Origin of the sequence: Streptomyces sp. NPDC026672, assembly GCF_040638185.1 — a bacterium.
Lineage (GTDB): Bacteria > Actinomycetota > Actinomycetes > Streptomycetales > Streptomycetaceae > Streptomyces.
This window is the reverse complement of sequence record NZ_JBEZXS010000083.1, coordinates 1-15,939: the sequence shown is the minus strand read 5'-3', so window position 1 is coordinate 15,939 and position 15,939 is coordinate 1. Positions and strand designations below refer to the sequence as shown.

At 70.5% G+C, this 15,939-nt stretch carries 16 protein-coding genes; 11 read left to right on the top strand and 5 right to left on the bottom strand.

Translation table 11 applies throughout. The features are described 5' to 3' along the window. The coding region (locus AB0F77_RS42210; protein WP_361959837.1) for an IS481 family transposase at positions 1 to 579 on the top strand (579 nt) is incomplete at its 5' end. Here AB0F77_RS42210 and AB0F77_RS42205 read toward each other — a convergent pair. From AB0F77_RS42205 to AB0F77_RS42185, 5 genes are read right to left on the bottom strand one after another with little or no spacing between them, the layout of a single operon-like run. Further along, a complete protein-coding gene (locus AB0F77_RS42205) occupies positions 576 to 737 on the bottom strand; it encodes an SDR family NAD(P)-dependent oxidoreductase (RefSeq protein WP_361959834.1) in 162 nt (53 codons plus the stop codon). The genes AB0F77_RS42210 and AB0F77_RS42205 overlap by 4 nt on opposite strands. A 25-nt stretch (positions 738 to 762) precedes the next feature. Then, positions 763 to 1,902, bottom strand: coding sequence for an FAD-dependent oxidoreductase (locus AB0F77_RS42200; protein WP_361959831.1), 1,140 nt, complete (start codon positions 1,900 to 1,902; stop codon positions 763 to 765). Then, positions 1,902 to 2,099 carry a ferredoxin gene (locus AB0F77_RS42195; RefSeq protein WP_361959829.1) on the bottom strand — a complete coding sequence of 66 codons (198 nt, stop codon included), beginning with the start codon at positions 2,097 to 2,099 and terminating at the stop codon, positions 1,902 to 1,904. Before AB0F77_RS42195 ends, AB0F77_RS42200 begins: the two co-directional genes overlap by 1 nt. A gap of 38 nt (positions 2,100 to 2,137) precedes the next feature. Further along, complete coding sequence (locus AB0F77_RS42190; protein ID WP_361959826.1) at positions 2,138 to 3,340, bottom strand: cytochrome P450; 1,203 nt, start codon at positions 3,338 to 3,340, stop codon at positions 2,138 to 2,140. Positions 3,341 to 3,372: 32 nt separating this feature from the next. Next, entirely contained in the window at positions 3,373 to 4,905 is a 1,533-nt protein-coding gene (locus AB0F77_RS42185; RefSeq protein WP_361959823.1) for an MDR family MFS transporter, read from the bottom strand. 274 nt (positions 4,906 to 5,179) lie between these two features. Between AB0F77_RS42185 and AB0F77_RS42180 the strand changes: the two genes are divergently transcribed. From AB0F77_RS42180 to AB0F77_RS42135, 10 genes are all read left to right on the top strand, one after another. Continuing rightward, positions 5,180 to 7,963 (top strand): AAA family ATPase, encoded by a 2,784-nt coding sequence (locus tag AB0F77_RS42180; protein ID WP_361959820.1) that lies wholly within the window; start codon positions 5,180 to 5,182, stop codon positions 7,961 to 7,963. 173 nt (positions 7,964 to 8,136) lie between these two features. Beyond that, the gene (locus tag AB0F77_RS42175; protein ID WP_361959817.1) at positions 8,137 to 9,144 is read left to right on the top strand and encodes an SDR family NAD(P)-dependent oxidoreductase; all 1,008 of its coding nucleotides are present in this window, start codon (positions 8,137 to 8,139) and stop codon (positions 9,142 to 9,144) included. A gap of 72 nt (positions 9,145 to 9,216) precedes the next feature. Next, the gene (locus AB0F77_RS42170; protein ID WP_361959814.1) at positions 9,217 to 10,008 is read left to right on the top strand and encodes an SDR family oxidoreductase; all 792 of its coding nucleotides are present in this window, start codon (positions 9,217 to 9,219) and stop codon (positions 10,006 to 10,008) included. Then, on the top strand, positions 10,005 to 10,652 hold the full coding sequence (locus tag AB0F77_RS42165) for an NAD(P)H-binding protein (protein WP_361959811.1): 648 nt from the start codon (positions 10,005 to 10,007) through the stop codon (positions 10,650 to 10,652). The genes AB0F77_RS42170 and AB0F77_RS42165 overlap by 4 nt, the downstream gene beginning before the upstream one ends. 288 nt (positions 10,653 to 10,940) lie before the next feature. Then, positions 10,941 to 11,807 carry an SDR family NAD(P)-dependent oxidoreductase gene (locus tag AB0F77_RS42160; RefSeq protein WP_361959808.1) on the top strand — a complete coding sequence of 289 codons (867 nt, stop codon included), beginning with the start codon at positions 10,941 to 10,943 and terminating at the stop codon, positions 11,805 to 11,807. Continuing rightward, complete coding sequence (locus AB0F77_RS42155) at positions 11,804 to 12,241, top strand: nuclear transport factor 2 family protein (RefSeq protein WP_361959805.1); 438 nt, start codon at positions 11,804 to 11,806, stop codon at positions 12,239 to 12,241. The genes AB0F77_RS42160 and AB0F77_RS42155 overlap by 4 nt, the downstream gene beginning before the upstream one ends. Positions 12,242 to 12,244: 3 nt before the next feature. Next, positions 12,245 to 12,715 carry a VOC family protein gene (locus AB0F77_RS42150; protein ID WP_361959802.1) on the top strand — a complete coding sequence of 157 codons (471 nt, stop codon included), beginning with the start codon at positions 12,245 to 12,247 and terminating at the stop codon, positions 12,713 to 12,715. Positions 12,716 to 12,726: 11 nt separating this feature from the next. After that, positions 12,727 to 13,416, top strand: a complete 690-nt coding sequence (locus AB0F77_RS42145; RefSeq protein ID WP_361959799.1) for an NADPH-dependent F420 reductase — start codon at positions 12,727 to 12,729, stop codon at positions 13,414 to 13,416. 681 nt (positions 13,417 to 14,097) lie between these two features. After that, complete coding sequence (locus AB0F77_RS42140) at positions 14,098 to 15,090, top strand: cyclase family protein (RefSeq protein WP_361959796.1); 993 nt, start codon at positions 14,098 to 14,100, stop codon at positions 15,088 to 15,090. A gap of 60 nt (positions 15,091 to 15,150) precedes the next feature. Beyond that, the coding region (locus AB0F77_RS42135) for an ATP-binding protein (RefSeq protein ID WP_361959793.1) at positions 15,151 to 15,939 on the top strand (789 nt) is incomplete at its 3' end.

The window sequence follows — 15,939 nt, the reverse complement described above, 5'->3', positions numbered from 1 at the left end:
CGCTACGAGCGCGACCGGCCCGGCGAACTGGTCCACGTCGACGTCAAGAAACTCGGCCGGATCCCCGACGGCGGCGGCCACAAAGTCCTGGGCCGACAGGCCGGCCGGGCCCGGCGAAGCAGCGTGGGCTTCGACTACGTCCACTCCGCCGTCGACGACCACACCCGCCTCGCCTACAGCGAGATCCACGGCGACGAGAAAGCCGCCACCTGCGCAGGCTTCCTGCGCCGGGCCGCGGCCTTCTTCCACACCTGCGGCATCGACCGCATCGAGCGGGTCCTGACCGACAACGCCTGGCCCTACCGCAAGAGCCTCGCCTGGCAGCAGGCCCTGGCCGACCTCGGCGCGGCCGGCAAACTCACCCGCGCCTACCGGCCGCAGACCAACGGCAAGGTCGAACGCTTCAACCGCACCCTGCTCGACGAATGGGCCTACGTCCGGCCCTACACCAGCAACGACGAACGCACCGCAGCCCTGACAGACTTCCTGCACACCTACAACCACCACCGCTGCCACACCACACTCGAAGGCCAGCCACCCATCAGCCGTGTGAACAACGCTTCAGGTCAATACACCTAGTCCGCCGGATCCTGTGACGCGCCGGTTCCGGAGACCGAGCCGCCGAGGTCGTTGACCACCACCCGGGCCCCGGCCCTGGCCATCTGCATCGCGTACTCCCGGCCGAGGCCGCGTGCCGCGCCGGTCACGACGGCGACGCGGCCCTCCAGCATTCCCATGGTTTCTCCTGTCCTCATGACGTGTTCAACCGGTGGTGCCGATGGCGGCGCGCAGCGTGCGGATCTCGCGGGGTGCGTTCCAGCCCAGGGCGGCGGTGATCCTGCCGTCGCGCCGCTGGACCAGGACGAACCGGTCGTCACCGGCCGCCCCGTGGGCGAAGTCCGGTTCGATGGAGGCGTCCCAGGTGCCGTATGCCTGGATCCTCACGTGGTACTGGTCGGTCCAGAAGTACGGGACGGGAGCGAACGGGCGGCCGCGGCCTAGCAGGGTGCGGGCGGCCGCGGCGGCGTGCTCGGTCGCGTTCATCCGGTGTTCCAGGCGGATCCGCCGTCCCAGGTCCGGATGGAGCCAGGCGGCGACATCGCCGGCGGCTACGATGCCGGGCGCCGCCCGGCAGTACGCGTCGCACTCGACGCCGTCGCCGAGCGGGAGACCGCTGCCCTCCAGCCAGCCGGTGGCCGGTACGGCTCCCGCCGCGACCAGCACGGCCGCGGTGGGGATCACGGAACCGTCGGTCAGCTCCACGGCGGTCACGTGGTCGGTGCCGTGCAGCTCGCGCACTGCGGTGCCCATCCGCAGGTCGACACCGGCCTCGGTGTGCAGGTGGCGGAGCCGTTCCGCGACGAGGGGGCCGAGCGGGCGGATCATGGGGGCCGGCTGGAGATCGACCAGGGTCACGGCGAGACCCAGTTCCCGGGCGACAGCGGCGGCCTCGGCGCCGAGGAAGCCCGCTCCGACGACGACGAGGGAGCCCGAGGCCAGCATCCCGGCCCGCAGGGCTTCGGCGTCGTCCAGGGTGCGCAGGACGTGCACACCCGCGAGCCCCCTGGAGAACGGCAGCGTCCGGGAGGCGACGCCGGTGGCGATGACGAGGCCGTCGTAGCCCAGGTGGGAGCCGTCGCCGAGGGTGACCCGGCGGCGCTCCGGGTCCAGGACCGTCGCGCGAGAGCCGAGGCGCCAGGTCACGCCGTCCGGGCGGGGAATCGCGAGTTTTTCGGCGTCCCAGGCCCCGGTGAGGAACTGCTTCGACAGCGGAGGGCGGTCGTACGGGACGCGGTCTTCTGCACCCACCACGGTCAGGGTGCCGTCGAAGCCCTCGGAGCGCAGGGTCCGGGCCGCCGCGACACCTGCGGCGGAGGCGCCGACGACCACGATCTCGCGCACTACCGCTCCTCGATCGCGATGGCCAGGGCCGGGCAGATCACGCCGGCCTGCCGTACGTCGTCGTGGTGGGCGGCGTCAGGCCGCTGTTCGAGGAGGACCACGATGCCGTCCTCGTCACGCTGGTCGAACACGTCGGGGGCGACGAGCACGCACTGCCCGGATCCCACGCACTTGTCCTGGTCGACGGTCACCTTCATGGTGCTGTTCCTCTCGTTCGGTTCGGGCGTTTTCCCGTTCACCAGGTGACGGGGAGGCTGTGCACGCCGTAGACGAACATGTCGTCCTTGAAGGCGACCTCCTCGAAGGGCACCGCGAGGCGCAGCCCCGGCAGTCGGCGGTAGAGGGTGCCGTAGACCACCTGGAGTTCGACCCGGGCGAGCGGCTGGCCGAGGCACTGGTGGATGCCGTAGCCGAAGGCGACGTGGTGGCGGGCGGGCCGGGTGACGTCGAGCCCGTCCGGGTCGCCCTCGAACGCACCGGCGTCGCGGTTGGCGGCGTTGAGTGCGATGATCACCCCTTCGCCGGCGGCGATCCGACGGCCGCCCAGCTCCAGGTCCTCGACGGCGACGCGACGGCGTCCCACGTGGACGATGGTGAGGTAGCGCAGGAGTTCCTCGACCGCGTCGGCGACCAGGTCCGGGTCGCCGGAGTCGCGGACGGCGGCCAGTTGGGCGGGATTGTGCAGGAGGGCGAGCGTGCCGAGGGCGATCATGTTCGCGGTGGTCTCGTGGCCCGCGAAGAGCAGGAAGCGCCCCATGTCGGAGACCTCGTCCAGGGTGAGCGTGCCGGAGGGGACGTGGTCGGTGATCAACCGGCTCAGCAGGTCGTCCGCCGGGGCCTGGGCCTTCCTGCGCACGAGGGCGTCGAGGTAGCCGGACAGGTCGGCCAGGGCGCTCGCGCGCTCGGCGGCGTCCGTGGTCACCGACACCAGCAGGCGACTGCGGTCCTGGAAGAACTCGTGGTCCTCGTACGGCACACCGAGCAGTTCGCAGATGACCAGCGACGGCACGGGGAGGGCGAAGTCGCGGACCAGGTCCGCGGTCCCGCCCCGGGAGACCATGTCGTTGATCAGGCCGTCCACGATGAGCTGGATGCCCGGGCGCAGGGCTTCCATACGGCGGACCATGAAGCTCCTGGTCAGAAGCCTGCGGCGGGCGTCGTGCCCGGGGTTGTCCAGGGTGGTCAGGGTGGGGGTGCGACGCACTCCGCCTCGGGAGGCGGCGGTTTGATGCGGATAGCCCGGGAGCGTGTCGTCGGAGCTGAGCCGCGGGTCGGACAGCGCCTGGCGTGCCTCGGCGTAGCCGGTGACGAGCCAGGGGGTGCTGCCGTCCCAGATCCGCACCCGGTCGACCGGGGCGGCCGCGGTGAGCTGGGGGCCGGGATCGAACGGGCAGGTGGTGGAGTGGGCGTAGGAGTAGTCGGGGATCGCTTCGGTCATCGGTGCACCTTTCACGACGGGCGGTTGCCGCGTCACTGGTCGACGATCTCGGTGGCGAGGGGCTTTTCTCGGACGGCGAGGATGAGCAGGGCCCCGGCCAGGGCGGCCGCCGCGCTGATACCGAAGACCAGCGCGACGCCGCTGCTGTAGCCGGCGGCGGCAGCGGCAGGCCCGGGGCCGTGGGTGGCGGCGTGCCTGCGGGCGGTGAGTACGGCGCCGAGTGCGCTGATGCCGACCGCGCCCCCGAGGGACCGCAGGAACGTCACCGTTGCCGAGGCGCTGCCGGTGTCCTTGGGCGCGACGCTGTTCTGCACCGCAAGGACGAGGTTCTGCATGGTGGCCCCGGTACCGAATCCGCACAGCACCATCGCGACGGCCAGCAGCGCGTACGGCGTGGTGACGCGCACCGTCGCGAGCAGGAGCAGCCCGGCCACGAGCGATGCCGCCGCTCCCACCAGGTACGGCTTCCACCGGCCGGTCCGGGAGATCCAGCGGCCGACCAGCATGGATGCCGCGGCCATGCTCAGGATGAGCGGGAAGGACAGGAGTCCGGACATGACGGGCGACACCCCGCGGGCGATCTGGAAGTAGGGCGCCAGGAACACCGTCACGGCATAGAGCGCGGAGCCGTAGAAGACGCTCGCCAGCGATGCCATCACCATGGTGCGATCGCGGAACAGGCCGAGTGGGACCACGGGTTCGGCCGCGCGGGACTCGACAACGGCGGCCAGCGCCAGCATCACGATCCCGGCCGGCACGAGGAGGGCGGTCCACAGCGAGCCCCAGGCGAACTCCTGCCCGCCGAGCGACACCCACACCAGCAGGTCGGTGATGCCGCCGACCAGCAGCGCGGCGCCGGCGTAATCGATCCGGATCTCCCGCTCGCGCACCGGGACACGCAGGGTGCGCTCGACGACGACCAGGGCCAGCGCCGCAAACGGCACCCCGATCCAGAAACACCAGCGCCAGCCCAGGCCGCCGGCGTCCACCAGGAGTCCGCCGACCAGCGGTCCGATCACGGTGGCCAGCGCGAAGACCGCGCCGAACCAGCCGTTGTACCGGCCGCGTTCGCGTGCCGGGACGATCCTGGCCATCACCACTTGCGTGAGGATCATCACTCCGCCGGCGCCGACACCCTGAAGCGTCCGGCCGGCGATCAGCACCCCCGCGTCCGGCGCGAGCGCCGCCGCCACGGACCCGGCGAGGAACACCGCCACGGACAGCGACACCAGCCGCCGCGGGTCCGTCAGATCGGCCAGCTTGCCCCACAGTGGCGTGGCGGCCGTCTGGGCCAGCAGCGTGGACGTCACCACCCAGGTGTACGTCGCCTGCCCGGCGCCCAGGTCCTCGGTGATCCGAGGCAGGGCGTTGGTGACGATCGTGGACGACAGCATCGAGACGAACGTCGCGACGAAGAGTCCTGAGATCCCCAGGAGCACCCCGCGGTGCAGCTCCGCCGACGTCGGCGCACCGGGGTCCGACACTCCCCCGGGGTCCGCGCCGACTCGGTCCACCAGGTCGCCGCCGCCACGGGCTTCTTCCTCCGACCCCGAAGATTCGCTCATGCCGACGACCGTACATTGTTTGCCTTCTGCACGCAAAGGATTAAATGCTTGCTGACTGCATGGAATGCGATCGGCGGGCCCGCGGTGATGTGTTGGGGAATTCGGGAAGCACCGCCCTGGTCCTGGAGGCGCCGTGAGGCGCCCATCACATTGCCGGTTCGGCCGTGAACTGTTCGGACCGCCCGTCCGTCCGGCAAGACAACCGCCGAGAACCGTGTTCGGGCCTCCGGCAGCAGTCCGTCGTCCGATTCCTGGGCAGAACTTGGGAAGAACCATGGTCAACACCACCTCCCTCCACGAACGTGGTCCAGCGCTTTCCGCCTGCCGGCAGGCACTCGAGAAGGCGACCGTCGGCCGGGGCGGCTTCGTGGTGGTCCACGGCGAGGCGGGGACGGGCAAGACCGCACTGCTCGGCAGCGTGGCCGAGCAAGCCCGTGCCTTGGGCTTCCTTGTGGCGCAGGTCCGGGCCAGTCACGCTGCGCATCATGTGCAGGACAACATCGCGCGAAGGCTCCTGGGCTCACTGATCGCAGCCCTGCCGGAGGAAGCGCGTCAGGCGTTGCCGTTCGACCTGCCGGGCACCGCGGAGAAGGCCGGAACGAATCCGCCGCAGGCTCCCCACGCCCTGGTTCCGGTGACCCATCGGCTGGTGTCCGCCATCGGCCCAAGGCCCATGGTGCTCGTGGTCGACAACTTGCACTGGTTGGACCGCGGTTCCATGGTCTGGCTCAATATGCTCCTCGAAAGCCTGAGCATGTTGCCGTTGGTGGTTGTCGGCTCCGTCTGCGACGGTGTTCCGGGCACCGCTCCCGATCTCCTGGAGGAGCTGGTCAGCGGCGGCTCCCGGGTCGTTGAACTCCGTCCCCTCGGCGAAGAGGCCGTCGGAGCCCTGCTCGCCGACGCCTTGGGCGAACCACGCGACACCGAGTTCGTGAGGGCGGCGATGCGGGTAACCGCCGGGAACCCCTTGCTTCTGCGAACCCTCACACGGCTTCTCGACGACCGTGACATCTCCGCCGACGCCACGTCGGCCCCTGCGCTCGAAAAACTTTCGGCGGACATCCTCGCGGTGTCCATGAGGGTACGTACGCGCCGGATCTCGGACGACGCGTACTCGATCCTGCGAATCGTGGCGGCTCTGGACGGGGACGCCACACTCAGCGCTGTCGCCCACATCGTCGGCCTGGACCTGGCAACGGTCACCGAGAGCTGTCACGCGATGCGGAAGATGGGTTTCCTCTCCTTCACCGGCGACACCATGGCCCTGACACAGCCCCTGGTACGCAACTCCGTGCTGAGTGAGTGCTCCCCCGCCGTCCTGGAAGCAGCGCACGCTCAGGCCGCGAGCCTGCTGCACCGGCAAGGCGCCGCGGTCACCACCGTGGCACGGCATATCGTCGAGACCCGCCAGCCCCTGGCCGCAACCTGGGTCGTGGACACGCTCCTGAGCGCCGCTCACGAAGCCGCGGAGCACGACCTGACGCATCTTCATGTGTCCTGTCTGAGAAGGGTGTTGATCGAGGAGGCCATGCCGGACGAGGTCCGGGCGCGAGCATTTGTGGACCTCGCGTCCGCCTTGGCGCCCCGCGACATGGCCGAAGCCCTCGGCCATCTGCGCCATGCGTGGGAACTGTCACCGCAAGCGGCATGCGAGTCCGTGGGCATCGACCTGTTCGTCCTGCTCGCGCTCGCCGGGTGCGAGGAGGAGCTGACGCGGATCTACCTACGGTCCGACCCCACCCGCCGGTCGACCCTGGCCAGGTTGCTGCGCCTGCTGTATCGGCCGGGCCACGGTGAGCCGAGCCGGTGGGAACCCGGGGAGGAATCCGTCCCGCGGTATCCAGGGCATGTGCTTTCGCTGGCGTACGAAGCGTGGGAGGGGACGGTCACGGGCCGTGTCTCCGCCGAGGCCGCCGTCGCACTCGCGCAACAGGTCCTCGCCACCCCCCTGGGCCGCGGCGCGGGACGGCTGGTCGTCCAGTTGGCGGTGGTGAAGGTGCTCATCGCCGCGGGCCGACTGCGCCTGGCCCTGCGCCACGGCGAGGCGCTTCGGAGCGCCGCCGAGAGCCAGGACGTCAAGCCGTTGCAGGCGGCGGCCTCGAACGCCCTCGCCCACGTCCGCCATCGGATGGGAGAACTCGGCAAGGCGCAGGCGCACATCGGGGAAGGGCTGGCCGCGGTGAGGGAATGGGATCACACGCGCGTCACCGTACTGGAGGGCAAACTCACCACCCAGGCCGTGCAACTGCATCTGGCGACGGCCGCCACGGACGACGCCTGGGCGATGTTGCGGACGCTGGAGGCCCAGTGCGCGGTCTCACCGACCTCCGAGACATTGGGGCTCCACGCCAAGGCCAGGGGCCTGCTCCGCATGGAGACGGGTGACGCCCACGGCGCGGTGGTGGACCTGGAGAGGGCGGAGGGTGCCCTGGGGAGCGTACTCAACCGGGCTCTGCTCGATTGGCGTCTGGTCAAGGCCGTTGCCCTGAGCAGCATCGGCCGGACGGACGACGCCGCCGACGAGATCCGCGAACACATGGCATCGGCCCGCCGATGGGGCGCCCCCGGCCCACTGGCAGCAGGCATTCTGTCCCAGATGTCCATGACCGGGACGGCGAATGCCATGGCCCGCCTTGACGAGCTGACGGACCTCGTACACGGCAGCGATGATCGCCTGATGCTCGTGCGCGTGCTGTTCGAGCGGGGGAAAGCACTGCGCGACGCAGGGCAGACCGGTGCGGCGAGACGGGCTCTGCGGGAGGCGTACGAGCACTCGACCACGATCGGTGATCCGCAGCTCGGACGAGCCATCGGACGCGAGATCGCGGCGGCGGGGGGACGAGTGCCTCGCCCCCGGCCCACGGGAGGGGCGGACAGTCTGACGAAGTCGGAGCGCCGGGTTGCCGTCCTTGCCGCGCAGGGCAAGAAGAACCGGGAGATCGCGGGGCTTCTCTTTCTGCAGCAGCGGACCGTGGAGATCCATCTGACGCACGCCTACCGGAAGCTGGGCATCGAGGGCAGAGGCGGTCTGTCCGCAGCGCTCCAACGCGACGCCTGACTCACCGGTGACCGCGGGAGGCGCCGCGCGTCCTCGCCCACCACACCGGACTCCATGGACCCAGCCTTCCAGCGGGCATCGAGTTGCTTGACGGAGGGTTCTCCGTTACGTTGTGAATGCGTAACGGAGAACCCTCCGTCAAGAGCGCTGCCCGCCGTTCGAAGGAGTCACCCATGAGCAAGGTCAACCCCAACCAGCATCCGATCGGCTCGGGCTTCACCGCCGCGAGCACCGCGCTCGACGTGGTGGCGGACATCGACCTGACAGGCAAGGTCGCCGTCGTCACGGGTGGACACTCCGGTGTCGGCCTGGAGACCACGCGTGCGCTGCGCGCGGCGGGCGCTCACGTCATCGTTCCTGTCCGCGATGTCGAGAAGGGACGTGGGCGTGTCGCGGACATCGAGGGCGTGGAGGTCGACCAGCTCGACCTCGCCGGCCCTGACTCGATCGACGCGTTCGCGGAGCGGTTCCTCGCCTCGGCTCGGCCGCTGCACATCCTGGTGAACAGCGCCGGGATCATGGGCGTCGACCTGGCCCGCGACTCACGCGGTTACGAGTCGCACTTCGCGACCAATCACGTCGGCCACTTCCAGCTCGTGAAGCGGCTGTGGCCGGCCCTGAGGGCGGCGAACGGGGCGCGCGTCGTGAACGTCTCGGCGTGGGCCCACCGCATGTCGCCGGTCGTGTTCGACGATCTGGCCTTCGAGAACCGCGAGTACAACTGGGTCCTCGGCTACGGGCAGTCCAAGGCCGCCAACATCCTGCACGCCGTCGGCATCACCGCCCGTGGCAAGGCCGACGGCATCGAGGCATTCGCCTGCCACCCCGGCAGCATCCCCGGCACGGACCTTTCGGGCTGGGCCACGCCGGAGATGCACCGCGAGATGGGCAATGCCGACGAGAACGGCAACTGGATCATCGACCCGGACAAGGGCAAGAAGACCCCCCAGCAGGGCGCCTCGACCCAGACCTGGCTCGCCACCGCACCCCGTCTGACGGGCCTCGGCGGCACGTACGGCGAGAACACCGAGCTTTCCCCGCTGGTGGAGACGCCGGACGCGGACGCGCTGCATGCGCTGATGGTGAGCGGCGAGACCCCCGTGGGTGTCGTTCCGCATGCCGTCGACACGGAGATCGCCGAACGGCTCTGGGCCGTGAGCGAAGAACTCATCACCCGGTAACAACGGCGTCGGCGTTCGCCGCTCCATCCTCGCGGCGAGCGTCACATCCGAACGACACGAAGGATCAAGACCATGACCGACACCCGATTCGCGGGCAAGACCGTCGTCATCACCGGAGGCGGCTCCGGCATCGGACTGGCGACCGCGCGCCGCGTGGCCGCCGAGGGCGGCGAAGTCACCATCATCGGCAGCACCCGGGCACGACTCGACGGTGCCGTCGAAGCACTGCGCGCCGAGATCCCCGGCAGCAGCATCCACACCGCCGTCGTCGACGTCGCGGACGAGTACGCCTTCGCCGCCGCGATCCACGCCACCCACGAGCGCGCCGGCCGCCTCGACGCCCTGTTCAACAACGCCGGTTACGAAGGCCCCCTCGTACGACTCCACGAGTACACGACCGAGGACTTCCGACGCGTGGTGAACGTCAACCTCATGGGGACGTTCTACGGCATGAAGCACGCGCTGCCCATCATGGCCGGGCAGGGCGGCGGCGTCATCGTCAACAACTCCTCGGTCGGCGGCATCCGCGGCTTCGCCACCCGCAGCGCCTACTCGGCCACCAAGCACGGCATCATCGGCCTCAGCCGCACCGCCGGAGCCGAATACGGCAAGGACGGGGTCTCGGTGATCGCCATCGCCCCCGGGGCGTTCACGACACCGATGTCGGACGCCTCCATCCGGAGCGTCGCCGGCGCGGACTCCGACAAGTTCAAGGCCGCTGCCGCGGCGGGCAATCCGATGCGCCGATTCGGCGAGGTCGACGAGGCCGCGGCTCTCGTCGCGTTCCTCATGTCGGGCGAGGCGCCGTACATCAACGGCACTGTGATCACCATCGACGGCGGCCAGACCGAGGCCTTCGGGTGACGGGGAATCCGCAGCAGACGCGCATCGGTGTCATCGGCGCCACCGGGCACGCCGGCCGGCTCATCACCGAGGAGGCGATGCGCCGGGGGCACGCCGTCACCGCGATCGTGCGAGATCCGTCCCGTCTCACCTCGGCGGTGCCCTCGGTCCAGCGTGACGTCCTCGAACTCGGACGGCAGGACATCGCCGGTCTCGACGTGCTCGTCAACGCCTTCGGCGTACCCGTCGAGCGGACACGGGCCCACCTGCCCGTGACCCGGCACCTGATCGACGTGCTCACCCGGACGCCCACTCGTCTGATCGTCGTCGGCAGCGGCGGCCATCTGTTCACCGACGACACGCGCACCAGGCGCTACTGGCAGAACATGCCGGAAGGGCCGCTGCGCGACGCCTCCCGTGTTCTCCAACACGCCTTCGAGACGCTGCGCGACTCCGAGCACGTCCGATGGACGTATCTGGCGCCCCCCATCGACTTCGTCAAGGACGGCGCGCGAACGGGCCGGTACCGCACCGGCACGGACATCGTCCTCACCGACGCGCGCGGACGAAGCCGCATCGGCTACGCCGACTACGCGATCGCGGCAGTCGACGAAGCCGAAACTCCCGGCCACGAAGGCGAGATGTTCACCGTGGCCGACGCCTGACCAAGACACGAGATCGGCCAGAGTGCCACGTAGGCCCCGCAGGACCGCGGTGTGGGGGCCTCGGTCGCATCGGGCGCCATTCCAAGGCCGGCCGGCACTGATGTGTTCACCGGTGTCCCGGAAGCGGCCGAAGTCTTCGCCGTACGGGCACAGCCCGCCAGGTCATGTCTCCCGACCCCGATTGACAAACGGACAGCGTGTCCATATCGTCGGCCACTAAGCGGACAGCGTGCCCGCTTATTGTTTCCGCAGCTCAGCGCTGCTTTTGTACGGTGAGGAGGTCCTGCCGTGGCATGGACCGGCAAAGAACTGGTCGCTGTCGTCACCGGCGCCAGCCGGGGCGCGGGGAAGGGCATCGCCGAGGCGCTCGGCGAAGTGGGGGCGACGGTCTACGTGACCGGCCGATCGCAGGGCGGGGACTCGCCCCTCGGCGGGTCCGTGGGCGAGACCGCCGAGGCCGTCACCCGTGCGGGCGGCACCGGCGTCCCGGTCGTCGTCGACCACGCGGACGACGGGGCGGTGGCTGACCTGTTCGCACGTGTCCGCTCCGAGCACGGGCGCCTCGACATTCTGGTCAACAACGCCGCCCTCGTCGCGGCACCCGCGGCCGGCGGGTTCTGGGAGCGCCCGCTGTCCGCCGTCGACCTGATCACCGTCGGCCTGCGCTCGCACTACACCGCCGCCTGGCACGCCGCGCCCCTGCTCATCGCGAACGGCCGTGGCCTGATCGTCAACACCGGTCACTACGGCGCCGTCTCGTACCACCAGGGACCGGCCTACGGCGCGCAGAAGGCGGGTTCGGACAAGATGGCCGCGGACATGGCACGGGAACTGCGCCCCCACGGGGTCGCCGCGTTGTCGGTCTGGATGGGCGGCCTGGACACCGAGCGTGCCCGCGCGCACCTCGAGACTCTGACACCCGAGCAGCGCGCGGCTCTCCCACCGCGCGAATCACCCCGGTTCACCGGGCGGGTCATCGCCGCGCTGTACACAAGCGGCGAGCTGATGGACTTCTCCGGACGCGCGGTCATCGGGGCCGAACTCGGCGCGTACCTGGGCGTCACGGATGTCGACGGGACGCGTCCCCGTTCCCGCCGCCACGTGCTCGGCGGTCCGCCGGAGCTCCACCCGAGCCTGCGGCCGGAGGCGTCATGACACCCCGTCCTGCCTCTGTCACCGACAACCTCGCGCTGACGCGGCTGCTGACCGAGATCGCCTGGCGGATCGACCACGGGGACGCGTCCGGCGTGTGGGAGCTGTTCACCGAGGACGGCGAGATGTGCCTCGACGGGAAGGTCCTGCGCGGCCGGGAGGCGATCCGGCTCTGGGGTGCCGAACGCCCCGCCATGCGTTCGCTGCACGTGCACACCAACCAGCGCTTCACCTTGACCGGCGACAACACCGCCGAGGGCGCGTGCGTGCTGACCGTGTACCTCGACATGCCCGGCAGCGCCGACGGCGCCGTCCCGTTCGCCGTCGGCGAGGAGACCGGCCACTACGTGCGCACCGGTGACGGCTGGCGGTTCGCCTCCCGCACCACACGGGTGCTGTTCGGCGGTCCGAAGGACAGCACGGAGCAAAGGAGTTGAGAAATGAGCAGGATCTGGCACATCGGCCTCGCCGTCCCCGACTTGGCCCAGGGGATGGAGGAGTTCGGCACGCTGTTCGGCCTTGCCTGGCGCCCGGTCGTCGTCCGGTCGCTGACCTTGACGGACGAGGACGGCCGGGCGCACGAGGTGGACTGCAATGTGACGTTCTCGCTCGGCGGCCCGTTCGCCGTCGAACTGTGGCAGGCGGTCCCCGGCACCCCGCTGGCAACACCGGAGAGCGGCTACTTCCACCACATCGGCTACTGGACCGACGACCACACCGCCGAGAAACAGCGGCTCGCCGACCTCGGGTACGCGGACTTCCTGCGCTCCGACCCCGGCCTGCTGATAGCACGCGGCCCCGGCAACGTCCGCGTCGAACCCTGCGACCTCGGCCGCGACCAGCCGTACCTGCGGGATCTCTACCCACCCGACTCGCCGTATTTCGGCGAACCCGAACTCCCCGCGGCGTGAAGGAATCCGGCATGCGCATCAGCATCATCGGCACCGGTAGCGTCGGTTCGGCCCTCACCCGCCGGCTCACCGCCGCAGGACACCAGGTCACCATCGCCAACTCCCGGGGGCCGCACACCCTGTCCGCGCTCGCGTCCGGGACCGGGGCTCAGGCCCGTAAGGTCGGCGAGGCGGTCGCGGACGCCGACGTCGTGATCCTGGCCGTGCCGTTCGGCGCGGTGCCGGACCTCGCCGGCGCCCTCGCGGACCTGTCGGAGGAAGCCGTCCTCGCGGACGCCGGCAACTACGTACCGGTACTGCGGGACGCCTTGATCGGCGAACTGGACGACGGAGGCACCGAAAGCACCTGGATCGCAGGTCAGTTGGGACGCCCCGTCGTGAAGGCGTTCAACACCATCACCGCCGCCCATCTCGCCGCCCTGGCCCGCCCCGCCGGTGCCCCCGACCGCATCGCACTACCCGTCGCCGGCGACGCGCCGGAAGCGACGGCGCGCGTCCGCGCCGTCGTCGACAGCGCCGGCTTCGACCCCGTCGACGCGGGCCCTCTCGCGAACTCCTGGCGTCAGCAGCCCGGAACCCCCGTCTACACCGCCGACCTCAACGCGGCCGACGTTCGCGCCGCGCTCGCCCGCGCCGTCCCACAGGACACCCGCACCTGGCGGCGGAAGATCGCCCGAGTGGCGTCGGGGCGTACACCCTGAGCGCATTGGGCAACCATGCCGACCGTACGGCGAGCCGACCGGTGGGCCCCACCAGCCCGCCTGTCGAGGGAGAACTCGCCCCATGAGTCGGTGAAGCCGGTGAACGGCGTCTGGTGCGTGGGGAGTTGGGGTGAACCATCGGGAGCCCCGACACGTGTGGAAAGCAGCAGCACCCGGTGGTGAGTGTGTCCACCGACCGGGCAGCTCTCGCCGTTTTCGGGAGGATCTCGTGCACCTGGTGAGACGAACGGCAGTTGTCGGGGCCGTACTTGTCGCATCGTTCGGACTGGGGGCATCGGCCGTGCCGGCAGCGCCCATGACGTCACCGTCGGATCAGGTGGCCGCGGCAGAGGCATGCGCGAAGCAACTGGGCACGCTGCAGAGGTCCCTGTCGGTCCCGCGATCCACGAGGTGGACAAGGTGATCGGCGTGAAGGTGACCAAGCCGGTTCGCGGCAGCACCTGCCGGTAGTCCTGGGCACACGCGTAGTCCTGGGCACACGCGCCGCCGGTGAACGGCGACACGCGGTCCGCCCTCGATGTTCGTGACACCCATCGCATCGGGTCAGGGCCCCGCGGCCGGCACGTCACGGGGCCCTGACCCGGCTCCACTCCCCCGCCCGTTGAGAGGAAGCATGATCACCACCCCGCCCGGCGTTCCCGCGCTGCCGGAGAACGAACGATGACCGGCCTGCCGTCCGCCGCCGACCGGCTGGACCCCGCCGACCCTCTCAGCTCCATCACCGCGGCGGCCGAGCGCTGTTCCAACGCCGGCCGCTGGGGACCGGACGACGTACGGGGCACTCTGAACTTCCTCGACGAGGGCAAACGGATCGAGGGAGCCGCGCTTGTGCGCCAGGGCGTGAGCTTCTCGCTCGCCCAGTCCTTCGACTCCGCGGGGCCGCAGCGCGGCTGGCGGGGCCGGAACAACCCCGTGCACGTCATGCTGTCCTCCGGGGTGGACGTCGAGTTCCAGCCGGACGAGTTCCCGCACGGACTGGGCGGCGCCGACGACCTCGTGTTCATGCCCCTTCAGTGCTCGACGCACTGGGACGGCCTGGGCCACGTCTTCGACCACGGCCAGGCGTACAACGGCAGGCGGGCGTCCGATGTCGTCACCAAGGACGGCGACAAGGTCACCGGCATCGAGACGGTCGCGGCGGACATCGCGGGGCGCGGCGTACTGCTCGACGTGGGGCGGGTCCTCGGCGTGGACGGCGAGTTGCCCGACGGCTTCGCCATCACCGCCGAGCATCTGGAGGTCACCATCGCCGCGCAGGGTCCGTCGTCGCGGGTGGGCCGTGGTGATCTCGTGTGCGTGCGCACGGGCCGGCTGACACGCGTACGCCGCACCGGATGGGGTGAGTACGCGGGCGGTGACGCACCGGGGCTGTCCTTCACCACGGCCGACTGGCTGTACGAGAAGGAGATCGCCGGCATCGCGATGGACACCTGGGGCGTGGAGGTGCGGCCCCACGAGTTCGACGGCGCGTTCCAGCCGCTGCACCAGGTCGCCATCCCGCACATGGGCCTGTTCCTGGGAGAGATGTGGGACCTGGACGCGCTGGCCGCGGACTGTGCCGCCGACGGGGTCCACGAGTTCTTCCTGAGCGCCCCGCCGCTGCCGGTCACCGGTGCGGTCGGGGCCCCGGCCAACCCCCTGGCCCTCAAGTGACCCGGGACGTCCGACGGCCGGAGAAAGGCACGGACGTCCGGCAGGGGTACATTCGCGGCCATGAATGCCAGCCGTGGAGAAGGGCGTTCCCTGGGAGCGCGGGTACACGACGTACGGGCCCACAGGTTCGTCGGTCGCGCCGCCGAACAGAAGCTGTTCGCATCGATGCTGACGGGGGAGAACCCCACCGCCGTACTGTGGGTCCACGGCCCCGGCGGGATCGGGAAGTCCACGCTGCTGGAACGTTTCGCGGACGACAGCCGTGCGGCCGGGCGACGGGTGGTACGGCTGGACTGCCGGGACACCGGCCCCTCCTCCGATGATTTCTCCGCCGCGCTGGACACGGCATCGGGAGGGTCGGGCAGCCCGGACATGGTCGTTCTGGTCGACGCGTTCGAACAGTGCGGACATCTGGAAACGTGGTTCCGGAAGGATTTCCTCCCGGGTCTTCCGGCCGACACGATCGTGGTGGTGGCCGGTCGGTGTCCGCCCGAGGCGAGCTGGCAGGCCGACATCGGCTGGGACGGGTTGCTGAGGGTGATCGCACTGCGGAACCTGTCGCCGCGGGAGGCCGTGTCCTTTCTGGACGCCCGCGAGGTCCCGGCCGGCCTGCACGACCGGCTGCTGGCTTTCACCGGTGGCCACCCACTGGCGCTGGCGCTGGCCGCTCAGGTGGCCTCGGCCGACCCTCCCGTCGGCAGCGCGTGGACCCCGGGGCCCGACGTGATCGGTACTCTGCTGTCCGCGTTGGTGAACGCGGTGCCGTCGGCGGCGCACAGGCATGCCCTGGAGGTCTGCGCTCACGCGTACGACACGACGGAGGACCTGCTGCGGTCCGTCCTGGACGGG

Bases quoted from the DNA above. Each gene is read 5' to 3' on its own strand.
- AB0F77_RS42185 (WP_361959823.1), bottom strand. From the start codon at position 4,905: ATGAGCGAATCTTCGGGGTCGGAGGAAGAAGCCCGTGGCGGCGGCGAC.
- AB0F77_RS42190 (WP_361959826.1), bottom strand. From the start codon at position 3,340: ATGACCGAAGCGATCCCCGACTACTCCTACGCCCACTCCACCACCTGC.
- AB0F77_RS42175 (WP_361959817.1), top strand. From the start codon at position 8,137: ATGAGCAAGGTCAACCCCAACCAGCATCCGATCGGCTCGGGCTTCACC.
- AB0F77_RS42140 (WP_361959796.1), top strand. From the start codon at position 14,098: ATGACCGGCCTGCCGTCCGCCGCCGACCGGCTGGACCCCGCCGACCCT.
- AB0F77_RS42155 (WP_361959805.1), top strand. From the start codon at position 11,804: ATGACACCCCGTCCTGCCTCTGTCACCGACAACCTCGCGCTGACGCGG.
- AB0F77_RS42145 (WP_361959799.1), top strand. From the start codon at position 12,727: ATGCGCATCAGCATCATCGGCACCGGTAGCGTCGGTTCGGCCCTCACC.
- AB0F77_RS42170 (WP_361959814.1), top strand. From the start codon at position 9,217: ATGACCGACACCCGATTCGCGGGCAAGACCGTCGTCATCACCGGAGGC.
- AB0F77_RS42205 (WP_361959834.1), bottom strand. From the start codon at position 737: ATGGGAATGCTGGAGGGCCGCGTCGCCGTCGTGACCGGCGCGGCACGC.
- AB0F77_RS42180 (WP_361959820.1), top strand. From the start codon at position 5,180: ATGGTCAACACCACCTCCCTCCACGAACGTGGTCCAGCGCTTTCCGCC.
- AB0F77_RS42195 (WP_361959829.1), bottom strand. From the start codon at position 2,099: ATGAAGGTGACCGTCGACCAGGACAAGTGCGTGGGATCCGGGCAGTGC.
- AB0F77_RS42150 (WP_361959802.1), top strand. From the start codon at position 12,245: ATGAGCAGGATCTGGCACATCGGCCTCGCCGTCCCCGACTTGGCCCAG.